The sequence below is a fragment of the Solwaraspora sp. WMMD406 genome, assembly GCF_029626025.1.
Taxonomy (GTDB): Bacteria; Actinomycetota; Actinomycetes; order Mycobacteriales; family Micromonosporaceae; genus Micromonospora_E.
This window is the reverse complement of the sequence record NZ_JARUBF010000001.1, coordinates 5104044-5122207: the sequence shown is the minus strand read 5'-3', so window position 1 is coordinate 5122207 and position 18164 is coordinate 5104044. Positions and strand designations below refer to the sequence as shown.

General features: G+C 71.2%; 16 protein-coding genes. 4 read left to right on the top strand and 12 right to left on the bottom strand.

All coding sequences use genetic code 11. The features are described 5' to 3' along the window. Window positions 1-114: 114 nt before the first annotated feature. The 8 genes from O7632_RS22590 to O7632_RS22555 all read right to left on the bottom strand — a co-directional run bounded on the left by O7632_RS22590 (window position 115) and on the right by O7632_RS22555 (window position 8490). Window positions 115-1254, bottom strand: coding sequence for an ABC transporter substrate-binding protein (locus tag O7632_RS22590; RefSeq protein ID WP_278117005.1), 1140 nt, complete (start codon window positions 1252-1254; stop codon window positions 115-117). 76 nt (window positions 1255-1330) lie between these two features. Next, window positions 1331-2095, bottom strand: coding sequence for an ABC transporter permease (locus tag O7632_RS22585; protein WP_278117003.1), 765 nt, complete (start codon window positions 2093-2095; stop codon window positions 1331-1333). Then, the gene (locus O7632_RS22580) at window positions 2092-2892 is read right to left on the bottom strand and encodes an ABC transporter ATP-binding protein (RefSeq protein WP_278117001.1); all 801 of its coding nucleotides are present in this window, start codon (window positions 2890-2892) and stop codon (window positions 2092-2094) included. Before O7632_RS22580 ends, O7632_RS22585 begins: the two co-directional genes overlap by 4 nt. Further along, window positions 2889-3794: an ABC transporter permease subunit gene (locus tag O7632_RS22575; RefSeq protein ID WP_278116999.1), complete on the bottom strand. Its 906-nt coding sequence runs from the start codon at window positions 3792-3794 to the stop codon at window positions 2889-2891. The genes O7632_RS22580 and O7632_RS22575 overlap by 4 nt, the downstream gene beginning before the upstream one ends. Next, window positions 3791-4804, bottom strand: a complete 1014-nt coding sequence (locus tag O7632_RS22570) for a TIGR03842 family LLM class F420-dependent oxidoreductase (RefSeq protein WP_278116997.1) — start codon at window positions 4802-4804, stop codon at window positions 3791-3793. Before O7632_RS22570 ends, O7632_RS22575 begins: the two co-directional genes overlap by 4 nt. Before the next feature lie 13 nt (window positions 4805-4817). Continuing rightward, window positions 4818-6224, bottom strand: coding sequence for a dihydropyrimidinase (gene hydA / locus O7632_RS22565; RefSeq protein WP_278116995.1), 1407 nt, complete (start codon window positions 6222-6224; stop codon window positions 4818-4820). A 16-nt stretch (window positions 6225-6240) separates the two neighbouring features. Beyond that, complete coding sequence (locus O7632_RS22560; RefSeq protein ID WP_278116993.1) at window positions 6241-7083, bottom strand: nitrilase-related carbon-nitrogen hydrolase; 843 nt, start codon at window positions 7081-7083, stop codon at window positions 6241-6243. Window positions 7084-7374: 291 nt separating this feature from the next. Further along, the gene (locus O7632_RS22555) at window positions 7375-8490 is read right to left on the bottom strand and encodes a lytic polysaccharide monooxygenase (RefSeq protein WP_278116991.1); all 1116 of its coding nucleotides are present in this window, start codon (window positions 8488-8490) and stop codon (window positions 7375-7377) included. A 498-nt stretch (window positions 8491-8988) separates the two neighbouring features. On the opposite strand from O7632_RS22555, the gene O7632_RS22550 reads away from it, so the two are divergent. The 3 genes from O7632_RS22550 (at window position 8989) to O7632_RS22540 (ending at window position 12617) form a co-directional block, all read left to right on the top strand. After that, a complete protein-coding gene (locus tag O7632_RS22550; protein WP_278116990.1) occupies window positions 8989-9366 on the top strand; it encodes an SCP2 sterol-binding domain-containing protein in 378 nt (125 codons plus the stop codon). After that, the gene (locus tag O7632_RS22545; protein ID WP_278116988.1) at window positions 9363-11396 is read left to right on the top strand and encodes a glycogen debranching N-terminal domain-containing protein; all 2034 of its coding nucleotides are present in this window, start codon (window positions 9363-9365) and stop codon (window positions 11394-11396) included. The genes O7632_RS22550 and O7632_RS22545 overlap by 4 nt, the downstream gene beginning before the upstream one ends. A 117-nt stretch (window positions 11397-11513) precedes the next feature. Continuing rightward, window positions 11514-12617 carry a Vms1/Ankzf1 family peptidyl-tRNA hydrolase gene (locus O7632_RS22540; RefSeq protein WP_278116987.1) on the top strand — a complete coding sequence of 368 codons (1104 nt, stop codon included), beginning with the start codon at window positions 11514-11516 and terminating at the stop codon, window positions 12615-12617. Between the two features lie 52 nt (window positions 12618-12669). Here the strand turns inward: O7632_RS22540 and O7632_RS22535 are convergent, their stop codons facing one another. After that, window positions 12670-13545 carry a universal stress protein gene (locus O7632_RS22535; RefSeq protein ID WP_278116985.1) on the bottom strand — a complete coding sequence of 292 codons (876 nt, stop codon included), beginning with the start codon at window positions 13543-13545 and terminating at the stop codon, window positions 12670-12672. After that, entirely contained in the window at window positions 13542-14516 is a 975-nt protein-coding gene (locus tag O7632_RS22530) for a nitroreductase family protein (protein WP_278120290.1), read from the bottom strand. The genes O7632_RS22535 and O7632_RS22530 overlap by 4 nt, the downstream gene beginning before the upstream one ends. Window positions 14517-14733: 217 nt before the next feature. Here O7632_RS22530 and O7632_RS22525 point away from each other — a divergent pair, with 217 nt between their 5' ends. After that, window positions 14734-15372 carry a response regulator transcription factor gene (locus O7632_RS22525; RefSeq protein ID WP_278116983.1) on the top strand — a complete coding sequence of 213 codons (639 nt, stop codon included), beginning with the start codon at window positions 14734-14736 and terminating at the stop codon, window positions 15370-15372. A 50-nt stretch (window positions 15373-15422) separates the two neighbouring features. Here O7632_RS22525 and O7632_RS22520 read toward each other — a convergent pair whose 3' ends face one another. Further along, entirely contained in the window at window positions 15423-17051 is a 1629-nt protein-coding gene (locus O7632_RS22520) for a GAF domain-containing sensor histidine kinase (RefSeq protein WP_278120289.1), read from the bottom strand. Window positions 17052-17222: 171 nt separating this feature from the next. Further along, a complete protein-coding gene (locus tag O7632_RS22515) occupies window positions 17223-18104 on the bottom strand; it encodes a universal stress protein (protein ID WP_278120287.1) in 882 nt (293 codons plus the stop codon). Window positions 18105-18164: the final 60 nt, after the last annotated feature.

Sequence of the window (18164 nt, the reverse complement as noted above, 5' to 3'; positions counted from 1 at the left end):
TGAGCTGGGTTAGGAGGATCAGTTGACGAAAAACCGGGACGGCACCGGCGTGTCGCCCGGTTTTTCGTCAACTGATCATGGGGAGTAGATGGGCTGTCGGCTGCTGGCCTCGGCTCAGGCGCCGCCGGGGTTGAGGGTCACGGTCAGCGGGGTGAACCCGGCCCCGGTGACGTCGACGCCGTCGGCCTCCGCTGCTTCGAGCGCCTGGCTGATGTAGTCGTTGGTGTAGGCCAACCCCTCCGGCTCGGCGGTCAGCACCGTCTGGCCGTCCTGGTTTTTCGTGGCCAGCGACAACTCGACCGTACGCGCCCAGTCCGCCTCGTCGATCAGCCCGATCCCGCCGGTCGACGGCCAGATCAGCTTGTTGACCTCGTTGACCTGCCACAGCTGGTGGCTGGCGCCCAGCGTCGACCCGGCCGCCACCGACAGGTCCCGGCACTCCTCCGGGTTGTCCCGGCAGTACGCCCAGCCCTTGATCGTGCCGGTGAGGAACTTGACCGTCTGCTCCTGGTACGCCGGGTCGTCGAGCTTGGTGGTGTCGGCCCAGATGGCGTCCTGCAGCATCGCGGTGCCGACCTCGTTCCAGTCGAGCACTGTGAAGTCTTCCGGCGTGTACAGCTCACCGGTGTCCGGGTTCTCCGCCTCCAGCAGCTGCGCGTACTCGTTGTAGCTCATCGCCTGGGCGGCGTCGATGTCGCCGCGCAGCAGCGCCTGCATGTCGAACTGCTGCTGCACCAGGGTCACATCGGACCCCGGGTCCAGCCCGGCCTGGGTCATCGCGGCGAACAGTTCGAACTCGTTGCCGAAGCCCCAGTTGCCGACCTTCTTGCCGCGCAGGTCCGCCGGCCCGCTGATGCCGGAGTCGGCGAACGCCACCTGGTAGGTGCCGGAGCGGGCGAAGATCTGCCCGACGTCGGTGATTTCCGCGCCCTGTTCGCGCGATGCGAGCGCCTTCGGCACCCAGGCGATCGCGTAGTCGGCCTGCCCCTGGGCGAGCACCGTCTGCGGGACGATGTCCACCCCGCCTTCGAGCAGCTCGACGTCGAGCCCTTCCTCCTCATAGAAGCCCTTCTCGACGGCCGCGATGTAGCCGGCGAACTGGGCCTGGAAGAACCACTGCAACTGCACCTTTACCGTGGTGGTGCCGTCGTTGGCACCGCCACCGGCGTCCGGTTCCTCGTCCGCCGTACCGCAGGCGCTGATCAGCAGCGCGGCACCCGTCAACGCCGCTGCGGCGGCCAACCGTCTTCTCATTTCGTCGTTCCTCCTGGTCGCGATGATGGAGCGGGGGACTGCGGCGCGCGGACGGGTGCGCCAGGGGAAGCAGAGGTCACGGGGTCTGGCCGGTACGCCAGGGCATCGCGAGGCGTTCCAGAGCCAGGGTCGCCAGGTAGAAGACCAGGCCGAGCAGGCAGGCGCCGACGACGAAGGCCCAGGCCCGGGGGTACGCGGTGAGCGACGCCGCCGAGGTGATCCGCGCCCCCAGCCCGTCCTGCAGCCCACCGAAGTACTCGGCGACCACGGCCGCGATCACCGCCAGCGACGACGCCTGGCGCAGCCCGGTGAAGACGAACGGCAGCGCGCCGGGCAGCCGGACCAACCGGGCGAAGGTCCAACCGCTGGCGGCGTAGCTGGCCATCAGCTCACGGTGGATCGGCTGCACCTGACGCAGCCCGCGCAGCGTGTTGACGAAGACCGGGAAGAACGCGACCAAGCCGACCACGATCCGCCGGGGCACACTGCTGGCCGCGTCGAACATGTTGTTCAGCACCGGGGCGAGCGCGATGATCGGCAGCGCGTTGACCAGCGCCGCCAGCGGCACCGACACCTCACTGAGCAGCCGCAGCCGGCTGACCGCCAACGCCACCAGCACCCCGAGTGCCGCCCCGGCCAGCAGCCCGATCAGCGCGTTGGTGCCGCTGGCCAGCCCGGCGCTCAGCACCACCGTACGGCTGGCCCAGAACTGTTCGGCGATCGCCGACGGGGCCGGCAGCACGTACGAGGCGACCCGGCCCAGCCGTACCGTCGCTTCCCACAGCGCCAGCCCGGCGAGCCCGACGGCGACCGGCGGCCCGGCCGCCCGCAAGGCCCTCACGTCGCTGCCGGCTCAGTGGCCGGAGAGGGGGTGCCGCGCAGCGCCCGGCGGACCTCGGTGACGGCGGCGAAGAACTCCGGCGACTGCCGGGTCTGCTCCGTGCGCGCACCGAGATCGACGTCGACGACGGCGGTGATCCGGCCCGGCCGGGCCGACATCACCACCACCCGGTCGGACAGGTACACCGCCTCGGAGATCGAATGGGTGACGAACACGGTGCTGGTCGCGGTGCGCGCGCAGATGCCGAGCAGTTCGTCCTGCAGACGCTCGCGGGTCATCTCGTCGAGGGCACCGAACGGTTCGTCCATCAACAGCAACGGCGGGTGTACGGCGAGCGCCCGAGCGATCGCCACCCGCTGCTGCATGCCGCCGGACAGTTGGGCCGGGTAGTGCCCGGCGAAGTCGGCCAGCCCGACCAGGGCCAGCATCTCGTCGACCCGATCCCTGCGCTGCGCGCGCCGCACCCCACGCAGCTCCAGCGGCAGTTCGACGTTGCGCCGTACCGTCCGCCAGTCGAAGAGTCCGGCCTGCTGGAAGGCGATGCCGTACTCCTGGTCGAGTCTGGCCTGTCGGGCGGCCTTGCCGTTGACGGTGACCGTGCCGGCGGTCGGGGTGATCAGGTCGGCGATCAGCCGCAGCAGGGTGCTCTTGCCGCAGCCGGACGGCCCGATCAGCGACACGAACTCGCCCCGGCCGACGGTCAGCTGCACCCCGGTCAGCGCGGTGACCGCGTCGGCCCGGCCGGCGTTGAAGACCTTGTCGACCCCGGTGATGTCGACGGCGGATGCATTGCTCATCCGGTCACCGCCACCCGCCGCTGGTGGCGGGTCAGCCCCAGCTCCAGCAGGGTCACCGTGGCGGCGACGACCAATCCGAGCGCGGCGGCGCCGAGGATCGCCGCGTACACCTTCGCCGGGGCGCTGGTCGCCTGCCGCGAATATTCCAGGATCAGCCGGCCGATGCCGCCCCGGGTGCCGGTGGAGATCTCCCCGACGACCGCGCCGACCACGGCGGCGGCGCCGGCCAGCCGCAGCGCCGGGAACAGGTACGGCAGCGCGGCCGGGGCGCGCAGCTTCCACAGGGTGCGCCACCAGCCGGCCGCGTAGCTGCGCATCAGCTCCACTCCGGCGGCCGGCGGCGACTGCAGCCCGCGCAGCATGCCGACGGCGACCGGGAAGAACGCCAGGTACGCGGCGATCACCGCGACCGACATCCACGGCTGCCACGGGTACGTGCCGATCGACAGCCGCCCGCCCCAGCCGGCGATCACCGGGGCCAAAGCGACCAGCGGCACGGTCTGCGACAGCACCACGTACGGCAGCAGTCCCCGTTCGACGATCCGCAGCCGCTGCATCGCCACCGCCAGGATCAGCCCGACCAGGGTGCCGGCGGCGAACCCGACGCCGGTCACCCCGAGGGTGAACAGGCAGGCGTCAACGACCACCCGCCACACCGGCTGGCCGGCGGCGACGTCGACGGCGCCGAGGCCGGCGACCACGTCGGCCAGGTGCGGCATGGCGGCGTCGTCGGCGCGCGGCAGCAGCGGTACGCCGTACACGTCGGTGCCGTCCGGGTCGCCGACCAGTTTGTAGCCTTCCCACGCGGCGGCGGCGAGGCCGAGCGCGCCCAGCGCGGCCCCGGCGACGCCGGCCCGGCGCACCCAGCCGCTGGTCGAGTCGATGGTCGGACCGCTGGTCAAGACGCGACCACCCGGCGGTACGCGGGGATGATCTGCTCCCCGTACGCGGCCAGGGTTTCCCGCTTGGCGTCGTGTTGCAGGTAGACGGCGAACTGGTCGACGCCGAGATCACGCAGCTCGGCGAGCCGCCGCAAATGCTCGTCGACCGGGCCGAGCAGGCAGAACCGGTCGACGATCTCGTCGGGTACGAAGTCGGTGTGGGTGTTGCCGGCCCGGCCGTGTTCGGCGTAGTCGTAGCCTTGCCGGCCGGCGATGTAGTCGGTGAGCACCTTCGGCACGCCGCCGCCGTCACCGCCGTAGCGGGCGACGATGTCGGCGATGTGGTTGCCGACCATGCCGCCGAACCAGCGGGTCTGCTCCCGCTGGTGGGCCAGGTCGTCGCCGACGTAGGCGGGGGCGGCGACGCAGAAGGTGACCGCGTCGGGGTCGCGGCCGGCGCGTTCGGCGGCGGCCCGGACCGCGCCGATCATCCAGGCGGCGATGTCCGGGTCGGCGAGCTGCAGGATGTAGCCGTCGCCGACCTCGCCGGCCAGGGCGAGCGCCTTCGGCCCGTACGCGGCGACCCACACCTCCAGCGCCCCGTCACTGACCCACGGCAGGGTGATGTCCCGGTCGCGGTAACGCACGGTCCGCCCGGCGGCCAGGTCCCGGATGACGGTGACGCAGTCCCGCAGCTCGGCGAGGGTGGTGGGGCGCGCGCCGAGGACCCGGACGGCCGAGTCGCCCCGGCCGATGCCGCAGACCGTCCGGTTGCCGTACATTTCGTTGAGGGTGGCGAACATCGACGCGGTGACGGTCCAGTCCCGGGTGCTGGGGTTGGTCACCATCGGCCCGACCGTCACCGACGAGGTGGCGGCGAGGATCTGGCTGTAGATGACGAACGGCTCCTGCCACAGCACATGCGAGTCGAACGTCCACACGTGGCTGAAGCCGGCCTGCTCGGCCTGCTGGGCCAACGACACCAGCTCCCGGCCGGGCGGGTCACACTGGAACACGACGCCGAAGTCCATCTCCGTACCCCCTTCAGATCAGGTAGTCCGACAGGCCGCGGCGCAGGTAGCGGCCGTGGCCGGCGCGCCCGTGGTACGTCCCGTCGTCGGTGACCAGCACGGTGCCGCGTGACAGTACGGTGTCGACCTTGCCGGTGATCTCGAACCCTTCGTACGCCGAGTGGTCCATGTTCATGTGGTGGGTGGCCGCCGAGATGGTGGTCCGCCCGGCCGGGTCGTAGACGACGATGTCGGCGTCGGAGCCGGGGGCGATGACGCCCTTGCGCGGGTAGAGGCCGAACATCCGGGCCGGGGTGGTGGCGATCGTCTCCACCCAACGGGCCAGCGACAGCTTGCCGTCGACGACACCTTGGTAGACCAGGTCGACCCGGTGTTCGACGCCGCCGATCCCGTTGGGGATCTTGGAGAAGTCGCCGAGGCCGAGTTCCTTCTGGTCCTTGAAGCAAAACGGGCAGTGGTCGGTGGAGACCACCGCCAGGTCGTTGGTGCGCAGCCCACGCCACAGGTCGGCGCGGTGGGGTTCGTGTTTGCCGCGCAGCGGGGTGGAGCAGACCCATTTGGCGCCTTCGAAACCGGGCGCGCCGAGCTGGTCCTCCAGGGTCAGGTAGAGGTACTGCGGGCAGGTCTCGGCGAAGACGTTGCGGCCGGCGTCGCGGGCGGTCGCGACGGCGGCGAGGGCTTCGCTGGCGGACAGATGCACGATGTAGAGCGGGCAGTCGGCGGCGACCCCGGCCAGGGCGATGGCCCGGCTGGTCGCTTCGGCCTCCAGCGCGGCCGGGCGGGTCAGTCCGTGGTGGATCGGGTCGGTCTCGCCCCGGGCGAGGGCCTGGCCGATCAGGACGTCGATCGCGATGCCGTTCTCGGCGTGCATCATGATCATCGCGCCGTTGTCGCGGGCCTTCTGCATCGCCCGCAGGATCTGCCCGTCGTCGCTGTAGAACACCCCGGGGTACGCCATGAACAGCTTGAAGCTGGTGATGCCCTCGGTGGCGACCAGCGAGTCCATCGCCTTGAGCGACTCGTCGTCCACCCCGCCGATGATCATGTGGAAGCCGTAGTCGACGTGGCAGTTGCCCTGCGCCTTGGCATGCCAGGCGGCCAGCCCGTCGCCGACCACCTCACCGGCGCGCTGCACGGCGAAGTCGATGATCGTGGTGGTGCCGCCGAACGCCGCGGCCTTCGTGCCGGTGTCGAAGGTGTCGGAAGCGAACGTGCCGCCGAACGGCAGCTCCATGTGGGTGTGCACGTCGACGCCGCCGGGGATGACGTACTTGCCTGCCGCGTCGAGGACCTCGACCCCGTCGGCCGGTCCGGCGCCGGGGGAGTAGAGCGCGGCGATCGTCTCGCCGTCGACGAGCACGTCGGCGGCGTACGGTCCGGTCGGTCCGACGACGGTGCCGCCGGTGATCAGCAGTGCCATGGCTTCCTCCGCCGGCTCAGGGTTGGACCAGGTCGCCGTAGGCGTCCGGGCGGCGGTCGCGGTAGAACGCCCAGCGGTTGCGGACCGTCTCGATCAGATCGAGGTCGAGGTCCCGGACGATCAACTCCGGCTGGTACGGGTCTCCGGTGTCGCCGACGAACTTGCCTTCCGGGTCGACGAAGTAGGAGGTGCCGTAGAAGTCGTTGTCGCCGTAGTCGGCTTCGACGCCGACCCGGTTGATCGCGGCGATGAAGTACTCGTTGGCCACCGCCGCCGCCGGCTGCTCCAGCTTCCACAGGTACGACGAGAGGCTGCGGCTGGTCGCCGACGGATTGAACACGATCTGCGCGCCGGCCAGGCCCAGCGCCCGCCAGCCTTCGGGGAAGTGCCGGTCGTAGCAGATGTAGACGCCGACGCGGCCGACGGCGGTGTCGAAGACCGGGTAGCCGAGGTTGCCGGGGCGGAAGTAGAACTTCTCCCAGAAGCCCTTGACGTTGGGGATGTGGGTCTTGCGGAACTTGCCCAGGTAGCTGCCGTCGGCGTCGATCACGGCGGCGGTGTTGTAGAGGATGCCGGCCTGCTCCCGTTCGTACATCGGCAGCACCATCACCATGCCGTGCTCGGCGGCCAGGGCGGCGAAGCGTTCGGTGGTCGGCCCCGGGATCGACTCGGCGTAGTCGTAGTACTCGCTTTCCTGTACCTGGCAGAAGTACGGCCCGTAGAACAGCTCCTGGAAGCAGATGATCTTGGCGCCCTGGGCAGCGGCCTGCCGGACGTAGTCCTCGTGCGCCTTGATCATGGATTCCTTGTCGCCGGTCCAGCTGGTCTGGACGATGGCGGCCCGGATGACCTGTGACATGACGGATCCTTCCTGCCCGGTGACGGTCCGGCGTGCTCGATCCACTCGCGACGCGGTCGGCGCGTCGGCCGATCCGTGGGTGACCTGGCGCTTCCGGGCGTAGCGAAGGTACGACTGTAACCACGCCGGCAATCGCTGACAATCATGTGCGTGTTACCGGCTGTTTCGGACGTGTAATGCGGTCAACCACCGTCGACGGATGTCGATCATCGACCGGACGCGGTACGGGGCGGTGTCGCGACTCGCGACACCGCCCCGTACGGGCGTGCTGACGTACTGACCGGGGGTGCCTCAGGAGGCGGTGCAGGTCACCGACGGAGTGCCGCCGGAGGTCCCACCGATGAACCCGAAGCTGGTGCTGGCACCGGCGCCGAGGCTGCCGTTGTAGCTGACGTTACGGGCAGTCACCGTCGACCCGCTGGCTGAGACGGTGGCGTTCCACGCCTGCTGCACGGTCTGCCCGCCGGGGTAGGCCAGGGTGACCGTCCAGCCGCTGATCGCCGAGGAGCCGGCGGTCACCCGTACGTCGCCCTGGAAGCCGCCGGACCAGGTCGAGGCGACGCTGTAGGTGGCGGTGCAGCCGGCCGAGCCGGGCGGCGGCGTGGTCGGCGGGGCGGTGGTCGGCGGGGCGGTGGTCGGCGGGGGAGTGGTCGGCGGGGGAGTGGTCGGCGGGGGAGTGGTCGGTGGGGCGGTGGTCGGCGGCGGGGTGCTCGTACCGCCGAAGTTCACGTCACTGCAGAAGTAGTAGGACTGGTCCATGTGGCTGGCCTGCCAGATCGTGTAGACCATGTGCCGGCCGGTGCGTCCCGGCGCGTTGACCGGGATGTCGATCTGCACCCCGCTGGGCACGCTCTGCCAGCGCGACGCGGGGGTGTTGCCGATCTGCGCGACCAGTTCCAGGTTGCCCCAGCCCAGGGCCTGGGTGACGGGGTTGAAGCCCTGCCGGGTGACGTACACCCGGATGTAGTCGGCGCCGTGGCTGGCCTGGTCGAACAGGCGCAGGTTGAACGAGTTGCCGATCGACGTGGCGTGCCAGTTGCCGATCGTGTCCATGGCGTTGTAGCGGCCGCCTTCGGTGCGGCCGCCGCTGCAGAGCTGGCCGTTCGGTATGGCGCCCTGGTGGTTGCCGCCGACGCCTTCCCGGTAGAGGCCGTTCCAGTTCCACATGGCGGCGGCGTTGGCCTGCCAGGCCTGGTAGCACATCGGGTCTTCGGCGGCCATCTCGGGCGCCATGTGGTTGTCGCCCCAGCGCTCCAGGCAGCCGTAGTTGCGCGATGCGGGGCTGACGACCGAACCATGCGCCGAGGCGACGTTGGCCAGCGCGGTGGTGAGCAGCAGCGCGGCCGCGACGGCGACGACCAGGGCGTACAGCCCTATCGGTCGTCGGGTGGTGGTGACAGAGGACATGAAGACTCCAACCTCGGTTGGTGCGCCGGCTGCGCCGGGCGCGGTCAGGGTGAGATGCTGCGTGCCCAGAAGGGGACGGCCGTCGCTGTGCGCGCGGTCCGGCTCAGACGCGGTGCGTGCACGGTCGGGGTCGACACCCGGTCCGGCGGAGAGTTGCCCTGCTCTCCACACCGCTGCTGGCTCCCGCAGCAGACCTGCCACGAGGCTGACATCAAAATCGACTCATGTCAATCACTGGTCAGGTCTGGCCGGCCGCTGATCGGTCGGCACGGGTGGCGGGGCGATCGCTGGTGCGTGCGTCGCCCCTGCCACCGGGGTCACCGTGCTGTTACCGGCCGATCATGGTCACAGGTGCCGCCGGTGGCTGGTTCGCCATGGAGGCGGAAGGTCGTACTCCGAGGGTGAATTCTGCTGTCACGTCGGCCCCCGACCCGGCTCGGCGGGAGAATCCGACGGGAGGACACGCGTCCGAAACGCGACGGAATGTGGAGGTGGCGGATGTCGGCGGTCGCGCGAGCCTTCTTCGCCGAGGTCAACCGCAACGGTGCGCAACGGGTCCCACCGATGATGGACGGCACGTTGCGTTTCGACGTCCGCGACGGTGACCAGGTCCGCCACTGGCTTCTGCGGATGGAGCACGGCGACGTGCGGTCCGAGGAAACCGACGGTCCCGCCGACTGCGTGGTCACCGTCGACAGCGAACTGTTCGACCAGATCCTCCAGAGCCGGGAACGCATCGATCCGGCGGTCGTCCGCTACGCCCTGGGCCTCGAAGGGATGTTCCCGCTGATTCTGATGTTCCGTCGGTTGCTGCCGGACACCCCCGGCGCGCGTCATCCCCGCCAGATGGCCGACGGATGGAGGCGAGCCAGGTGAGAAGTCTCAGCTACACCAGCATCGTCGACGGCGTGATGTTCATGGTCAGCGACAACCGGGGGGACATTCTCGCCTCCACGGAGCTGCCGACCGGCCTGTTCGCCTACGACATGCGCCTACTGTCGACCTGGGACCTGACCGTCAACGGCGAGCGGTTGACCGCGTTGTCCATCGACGATCTGCAGTACTTCGAGTCACGTTACTTCCTGGTACCGGGTGAACCCACCCACTACGTCGACGCGGACCTGTCCGTGATCCGCCAACGGTCGGTCGGCGGCGGGCTCCTCCTGGAACAGTTGACCGTGCTCAACCACCGGACCGTCGACGTGGACCTGCGGATCCGCATCGACATGGGTACCGACTTCGCCGACATCACCGAGACCGGCGACGTGCGCAAGAAAGGCAAGATCTCCACGGCGGTGGACCGCGGCACGCTACGGCTGCTCTACACCCGCGAGAGCCAGCGCCGCGAAGTGGTGATCTCCAGCAGCGTCGAAGGCACGGTCGACGACCACGGAATGACCTTCGACGTGCGGATACCGCCGCATGAGGCGTGGACCACCACCTTCCAGGTGGTGGTCTGGACCCGAGGTGCGGAGGGTCGCGACATCCGCGAGGCGGTCCCCACCTACGACACCCCGGCCAAAGTCGAGATGGGTCGGCTGCTGACCGAGTGGCTCGTCGCCGCACCAACCCTGACATGTGACTCGACCGCGCTCGCCGAGGCGTACCGGCGAAGTCTCATCGATCTGGCGGCCTTGCGCTACATGGCCAACACCCGGGGCGAGAAGATCCTCGCCGCCGGCCTGCCCTGGCTGATGGGTCTCTTCGGACGCGACAGCCTGATCACCTGCCTGCAGGTGCTGCCCTTCGTCCCGCAGATCGTGCCGGCCATCCTGCACGGCCTCGCCGACGCGCAGGGCAACCGGCTCGACGACTTCACCGAAGAGGAACCGGGCAAGATCCTCCAGGAGTTCCGGTACGGCGAACGGGCCGGATTCGAGGAGATCGCGGCCTGCCCCTACTACGGTGGTGCCGACACCACCCCGCTGTTCGTGATCGCCGTCGACGAGTACGAGCGCTGGACCGGCGACCTGAAGCTCGTCCGCGAACTCGAATTCCACACCCGGCAGGCGTTGCGGTGGATCGACGCGTACGGCGACATCATGGGCGACGGATACCTGTGGTATGCCCGCCGCAACGACCGACTGGGCGCGGAGAACCAGTGCTGGAAGGACTCTCCCGACGGCATCTCGTTCAGCGACGGACGGCTGCCGGTCGGCCCCCGGGCGACCTGTGAACTGCAGGGCTACGTCTACGACGCGAAACGGCGCGGGGCGCGGCTCGCCCGCGAGATCTGGGACGATCCGGCGTACGCCGATCAGCTGGAGCGGGAAGCAGCGGAGCTGAAACTGCGGTTCAACCGCGACTTCTGGATCGCCGACCGGGAATACTTCGCGCTGGGCATGGACGCCGACGGCAACCTGCTGGACGCGTACGCCTCCAACATGGGGCACCTGCTGTGGAGCGGGATCGTCGACCGGGACAAGGCCCAGCGGATCGTCGGACACCTGATGGACCGCCGGCTCTTCTCCGGCTGGGGGGTGCGCAGCCTCGCCGAGGGGGAGGGGAGATACAGCCCGGTCGGCTACCACACCGGTACGGTCTGGCCCTTCGACAACTCGTTGATCGCACTCGGCATGCGCCGGTACGGCTTCGACGAACAGGCCGCCCGGATCGCCGGGTCGATGATCGACGCGGCCCGGTTCTTCGACGGCCGGCTGCCCGGCGCGTTCGCCGGCTACGACCGGACGTTGACCAAGTACCCGGTCCAGTATCCGGCGGCGTGCAGCCCGCACTCCTGGTCCGCCGGGTCGATCCTGATGTTCCTGCGCGGCATGCTCGGCCTGGAACCCAAAGGTGAACATCTGATCGTCCGCCCGCACCTGCCGAGCGACATCGGCCGGATCGAACTGCTCGACATTCCCGGACGCTGGGGCGTGGTCGACGCCTTCGGCCGAGGTCACTGACCGACCTCGGCGGCCGCTCGTACGGGCGGGGCGGCGGGAGTAGCCGCCGGCCCCAGCGGGTAGAGGGTCCAATTCAGCCCACCCGCCCAACGACGGAAACGACGGAGAGGACGAACCATGACCTCGACTCAGGTGCGTACCACGGTCGCGGAACTCGCCCACGCCGACGGCCCGTTCGTGTCGCTCTACCTCGACACCAGCGGCCAGAGCGCCGACACGGCCCGGCAGGTCGAACTCCGCTGGCGGGCCGCCCGCCGCCGACTCGCCGACGACGGGGCACCCGAGGACCTGCTCGACCAGATCGAGCCGCTGACCACGCGGTCGCACCCCGACGGCGACACCCTCGTCGTGCTCGCCGACGCCACCGGCGTACGGGTGGCCCGGCAGCTGCCCGACGCGCCGCCCCGGGAGGTCGCCCGCTACGGTCCGGTCCCGCATCTGCTGCCCCTGCTGCGGTGGGACCAACGGCAACTGCCGGTGCTCGTGGTGGCGACCGACCGGACCGGTGCCGAGCTGGTCGCGATGCGGCCCGACGGTGACGAGATCACTGAGAGCGTGACCGGGGAGACGCTGCACATCACCCGGTCCCACCCCGGCGGATGGTCCCAACGTCGGTTCCAGCAGCGGGCCGAGGACCGCTGGGAGGCGAACGCCACCCTGGTGGCCGACCGGCTCGCCGACCTGGTGGACGAACTCCGTCCCCGGGTCATCGTCGTCACCGGCGACGTGCGCGCTGTGCAGTTCCTGCGGGACAAGGCCCCGAGTCGGGTCGCCGACCTGCTGCACGAGGTCCAGGGCGCCTACGACACCACCGACGCGGCGGTGGAACAAGCCGTCGAGGTGGTACGTCGGCTGGCTGACGCGGACGTCGCCGAGGCCGTCGACGCCTATCAGCGGGAGCGCGGTCAGGCCGACCGGGCGACCGGCGGGGCGTCCGACACCCTGGCCACCCTGGCCCGGCACCAGGTGGCGACCCTGATGCTCGTCGACGACCCGGATCTGCTGGAGCGGCCGGCGTACGCCGGCGACCGGCCCGACCAGGTCGGGACGACCAGCGCCGAGGTGAACGCGCTCGGCGCGACCGACCCGGTCCGTGCCTCGCTCGGCGACGTCGCGACCCGGGCCGCCCTGGCCGGTGGCGCCCAGGTGTTGAGCGTGCCGGCCGACCTCGCCGACCAGGTGCCGGACGGGATCGGCGCGATCCTGCGGTACACGACGTGACCGATCCCGAGCCCGCCGCGCCGCCGGTGTGACGGCACCTGCCGTCACACCGTCAGGCCCGGTGCGAGTGCGGGCGGGCCACCAGGACCGGGCAGTGCGCGTGATGCACCAGGGTCTGGCTGACCGATCCGAGTAGCAGCCCGGCGAAACCACCCCGGCCCCGCGAACCGACGACCACCAGCGATGCCTTGCGGCTGGCCTCCACCATCACCGCGTCCGCCTCCACCCCCTCCACCGGCCGCTGGTCGACCGGCAGATCCGGGTGGCGGCGCCGGACCGTGGCCGTCGCCGAGTCGAGCACCTCGCCGGCCTCCCGCCGGGCGCCGTCGGCGGCCACCACCTCGGTGGTGTCCCGCATCGAACTCGGCCACCAGACGTGCAGCAGCGCGAGCGTGGTGCCGCGCGACGCCGCCTCGTCCGCCGCCACGTGCAGCGCCGTGTCGGCGTGCGCCGAGCCGTCCACGCCGACCAGCACCGGCCCGTCGGCGTCCACCGGCGCCTCGGGCGGACGGACCACCAGCACCGGGCAGTGCGCGTGCCCGGCGACCTGGGAACTCACCGAGCCGAGCAGCAGCCCGGCGAAGCCGCCGTGGCCCCGGCTGCCGACCACGACGAGCTCGGCGTGCCGCGACTCCTCGATCAGGGTGGGCGCGCCACCGGCCGCCACCTGACGGGTCTGCACTGCCAGACCGGGCCGGTCGGCGCGCAACGCCGCCGCGGTCTCGACCAGCATCCGTTCGCCGTCCTCGTTGGGGCCGGGCAGCTCGCCGTCGTACGGGTTGATCGGAATGCCGTACCCGAACGCGTGCAGGTAGCCGTGGACCAGCACCAGCGGGGCGTCGCGCCGGTGGGCCGCGTCGGCGGCGTGCCGCGCCGCGCCCAGGCTCGCCGGTGATCCGTCCACACCCGCGATGATCGGGTCGCTCATGTGTCCTCCAGGACCAGGTCGATCACGTCGGCCGGTTCCCGACGTGGCGTCGGTCGACCGGGCTGACCGTATCCGATCCGGAGCACCATTTGGGGGGATCCGAACCGGCCGAGCGCGCGCCGCAGCTGTTCCCGGGCCTGCGGCACCTCGATCGGCTGGGACAGCATCGACGCGGCCAGTCCGGCGTCGGTGACGGTCAACAGCACCCGCTGCAGGGCCTGTCCGGCGGCGAGCTGGTCGTTGGTGCTGTTGCCGGGCGCGCCGAGCACACCGACCAGCGGTTCGGTCTCGAAGTCCCGGCCGGGTGCCCGCCGCTGGTCGCCGAACGGCCGTTGCGGCAGTAGGTCCTGCGGTTCGGCGACCGGGCCGCCGGCGAGCGCCGGGACGCCGTCCGACGCCGGCCCGTGCCGGGTCCAGCGGGCGAGCTCGTCGCGGTAGTCGGGATCCCGGTCGAGCACCCGGTTGGCGCTCATCGCGATCTCGGCGACCGCGCCGACAGCGGTGGACCCGATCACCAGCTCCAGCCAGCCGCCCTCGGCCCGTGCCGCCTCGATCATCCGGTGCCGCGCCTCGGCGGGCACCGGTTCCGGTAGGAACGGCAGCCGGTTGCTGTGGCGTCGGCCGATCGCCGCGTACAGCCGGGTCTCGGTCGGCGTCGCCGGACGGGGCGGTCCGGGCACCAGCCGCGCCAGGATCGCCGGCTCGGCCGGTTCGGGCCGCAACCGCACCTCGGCGGGTGCTCCGGCGACGGCCAACGCCAGCCGCAGGTTGAACAGTGCCGCGCCGCAACTGATCCGGGCCGCCCAGCCCGTCGGATCGCAGGCCGGCAACCGTCGACCCGGGTCGAGGCGCAACTCGATCGCGCCGCCGGCGAGCCGGAACCGCCAGGGCTGGCTGTTGTGCAGCGACGGTGCCCGGATCGCGGCGGCGACCGCCGTTCGCAACTCCGCCTCGGTGAACGTGGAAGTCAGCATCGGTACCGTCCCTGCGGTCGTCGTCTCAGATGACCACCATGCGCCTTCGGCGCGGGCACGGGCAGGGTCGGACGTCCCGAATCGGTGGGCCCAGCCGCACCCGGCCCGGCGGTCGCGGGGGGCGCGCGGCGCGTGCGCTCGCGCGGCTGGTGTGCGCGACTCGCGGGACTTTCGGCCCTGGGCAACACCGGTCGGCACAGGGTAGAAACGGGAGATGATCCGTGTCTTTCTGCTCGACGACCACGAAGTCGTCCGCCGCGGCCTCGCCGACCTGCTGCAGAGCAGCGGTGACATCGAAGTCGTCGGCGAGTCCGGGTCCGCGCAGGAAGCGACCCGTCGCATCCCGGCGCTGCGGCCGGACGTGGCGATCCTCGACGCCCGACTCCCCGACGGCAACGGCATCGACGTCTGCCGCGACATCCGGGCCGTCGACTCGTCGATCAACGGCCTGATCCTCACCTCGTACGAGGACGACGAGGCCCTGTTCGCCGCGATCATGGCCGGTGCCGCCGGCTACGTCCTCAAGCAGATCCGGGGCACCGACCTGGTCGACGCGGTCCGCCGGGTCGCCGCCGGGCAGTCGCTGCTCGACCCTGCCGTCACCCGCCGGGTGCTGGAACGCATCCGCAGCGGCGTCGAGGAACCGCACGAGCTCAAGTCGCTCACCGACCAGGAACGGCGGATCCTGGAGTACGTCGCCGAAGGGCTCACCAACCGGGAAATCGCCGGCAAGATGTTCCTGGCCGAGAAGACGGTCAAGAACTACGTGTCCAGCCTGCTGGCCAAGCTGGGGCTGGAGCGTCGTACCCAGGCGGCGGTGCTGGCCACCCGGCTGCTCGGCCAGCGGCACTGAGCCGAACCCCGCAGCCGGCTGACCGGCCGACCGCCGCGCGGCCGACCAGGTCAGTCGGTCAGCGGGACACGCCAGCTCAGCACCGTGCCGCGCGGCCGACCGGCCACCACCGAGAACTCGCCACCGAACCGTTCGGCCCGCTCGCGCATGTTGACCAGCCCGCCGCGCGCCGCCGCCGGATCGACCCCGACCCCGTCGTCGGTCACCGTCAGCGACAGCTGGCCGGACAACGCCTGGACCGCGACCCCGACCTGGCTCGCGTCCGCGTGGCGCACCACGTTCGACAGCGCCTCCCGCAGCACCGCCAGCAGTTCGGGACGCAGCGCGTCGGGCACCGCGCTGTCCACCGGACCGGTCAGTTCCAGCGTCGGGCGGAACCCCAGTCCCTCGGCGGCCAGGTCGACCGCGTCGCGCAACTCGGTCCGCAGCGCGGCGCTCATCGGCGTACGGAGCTCGAAGATCGCCCGGCGGATGTCGCGGATCGTCGAGTCGAGATCGTCGACGGCGGCGTTGATCCGCTTGCCGACCTCGGGACGGGTGGTGAGCGGCATCGCGCTCTGCAACTGCAGCCCGGTGGCGAACAGCCGCTGGATCACCACGTCGTGCAGGTCCCGGGCGATACGTTCGCGGTCCTCCAGCACCACCAGCAACTCGCGTTCCTCCTGCGCCCGGGCCCGTTCCATGGCCAGCGCCGCCTGACCGGCGAAGCTGGCCAGCAGCCCGACGTCGCCGTCGGCGGCGGCGCCGGCGTCGCTGCGGTGCGCCACGACCAGGACGCCGTGCGACGTGTCGGCCACCGTCAACGGCGACACCACCGCCGGTCCGGCGGCCACCGGCACCGGCCACGGGGCGGCCTTGACCAGGCTTTCGACCATGATGTGCCGGCCGCTGGCCACCGCGTCGGCGAAGCTGGTCTCGTCGACCGGCAACACCGCCCCGACCAGGCCCGCCGGGGCCCCGTCCGGTGCGTCCACCACCTCGACGGTGAACTGCCCGGCCTGGTCGTCGTTGACCAACACCAACACCAGGTCGGCCTCGGAGACCTCCCGCGCCCGCCGCGCGACCAACGCCAACGCGTCGGTACGCCGTACCGTGCCGAGCAGCACCCCGGTGATCTCGGCGGTGGCCGCCAGCCACCGCTCCCGGCGACTGGCCAGCTCGTACAGGCGGGCGTTCTCGATCGCGACGCCGGCCGCCGCGGCCAACGCCGTCACGATCTCCTCGTCGTCCTCGGTGAACTCCGCCGCGCCCTGCTTCTCGGCCAGGTAGAGGTTGCCGAACACTTGGTCCCGGATGCGCAACGGCACCCCCAGGAAGCTGTGCATCGGCGGATGGTTGGCCGGGAAGCCGTACGAGCGGGGGTGTCGGGTGATGTCCGGCATCCGGACCGGGGCCGGATCGTCGATCAGCAGCCCGAGCACCCCGCGACCGTGCGGCAGGTCACCGATCGCGGCGTGGGTGGCCGTGTCGACGCCGTGGGTGATGAAATCCACCAGTTGGCGGTCGGGTCCGATCACGCCGAGCGCGCCGTACCGGGCACCGGCCAGCCCGCAGGCGGCCTCGACGATGCGCCGCAACGTGCTGTGCAGATCCAGGTCGGTGCCGATGCCGACGACCGCGTCCAGCAGGGCCCGCAGCCGTTCACGACTGCTGACCACCTGGCCCACCCGGTCGAGCATCTCGTGCAGCAACTCGTCGAGGCGTACCCGCGAAAGCGGCGTCAGACCGAGAGAGGGAACGTCGCGGTGTTCCTCCGGCGGGGGGATCGAGGTGGCCACGGCCCCGATGCTATCGCCGACCCTTCGCCCCGGGCAGCCGCCGATCGCCGACGATGTCAAGCCTCACTGTGCTCAGCCCTTGTCCTTCGGGACCCGGACCACCGCCAGCGGGCAGCGGCTCTGGTAGAGCAGGGAGTTGCTCACCGACCCGAGCAGCAGGCCGGTGAATCCGCCCCGACCCCGCGCCCCGACGACCAGCAGCTGCCCCCGGTCGGACTCCTCGACCAGCACCTTCGTCGCCCGCCCCTGGGTGCACACCTGCCGGACGGTCAGGTCCGGGTAGCGTTGCCGGACGCCGGCCACCGACTCGGCCAGCACCAGCTCCTCTTCGGCCCGCAGCGCCTCGACGTCGTACACCAGCGGTTGCATGTCGCCGGGTCCGATCGACGGGGGATGGGTCCAGGTGTGCACCGCCAGCAGGTCGGCCCCGCGCAGGCTGGCCTCGGCGGCGGCGAACTCGACGGCCCGCTCGGACAGTTCCGACCCGTCGACGCCGACGATCACCGGGCCGTCCGGGTCGCCGGCCGCGCGGATCACCAGCACCGGGCACTCGGCGTGGGTGGCGACCTGCGAGGCGACCGAGCCGATCAGCGCACCGGAGATGGGTCCGAAACCCTGGTCGCCGAGGACGACCAGGGCGGCGGAGCGGGATTCGGCGAGCAGCACGGGCGCGGCGGCACCGTCGATCACCCGGGTCGTGACGTCGATCTGCGGCGCGGCTTTCGTCGCGGCGGCCGCCGCCTCGTCGACGATGTCCTGGGTGTAGCGCTTGACCTCGGTCTCCGGCGGCACCATCGCGGCCAGGCCCATCGGCGCCGAGCCCATCGGCATCCGCATCGCCGGCCAGGTGAAGGCGTGCACGACGCGCAGTGGCAGCCCCCGCAGGTCCGCTTCGCGGGCGGCGAACCCCGTCGCCGCCACCGCTGACGGCGAACCGTCGACGCCGACGAGGATCGGCGCCCGGCCGGAGCCGTTCCCGGAGCCGTTCCTGTGGCCGTTCTCGGAGCTGTTTGC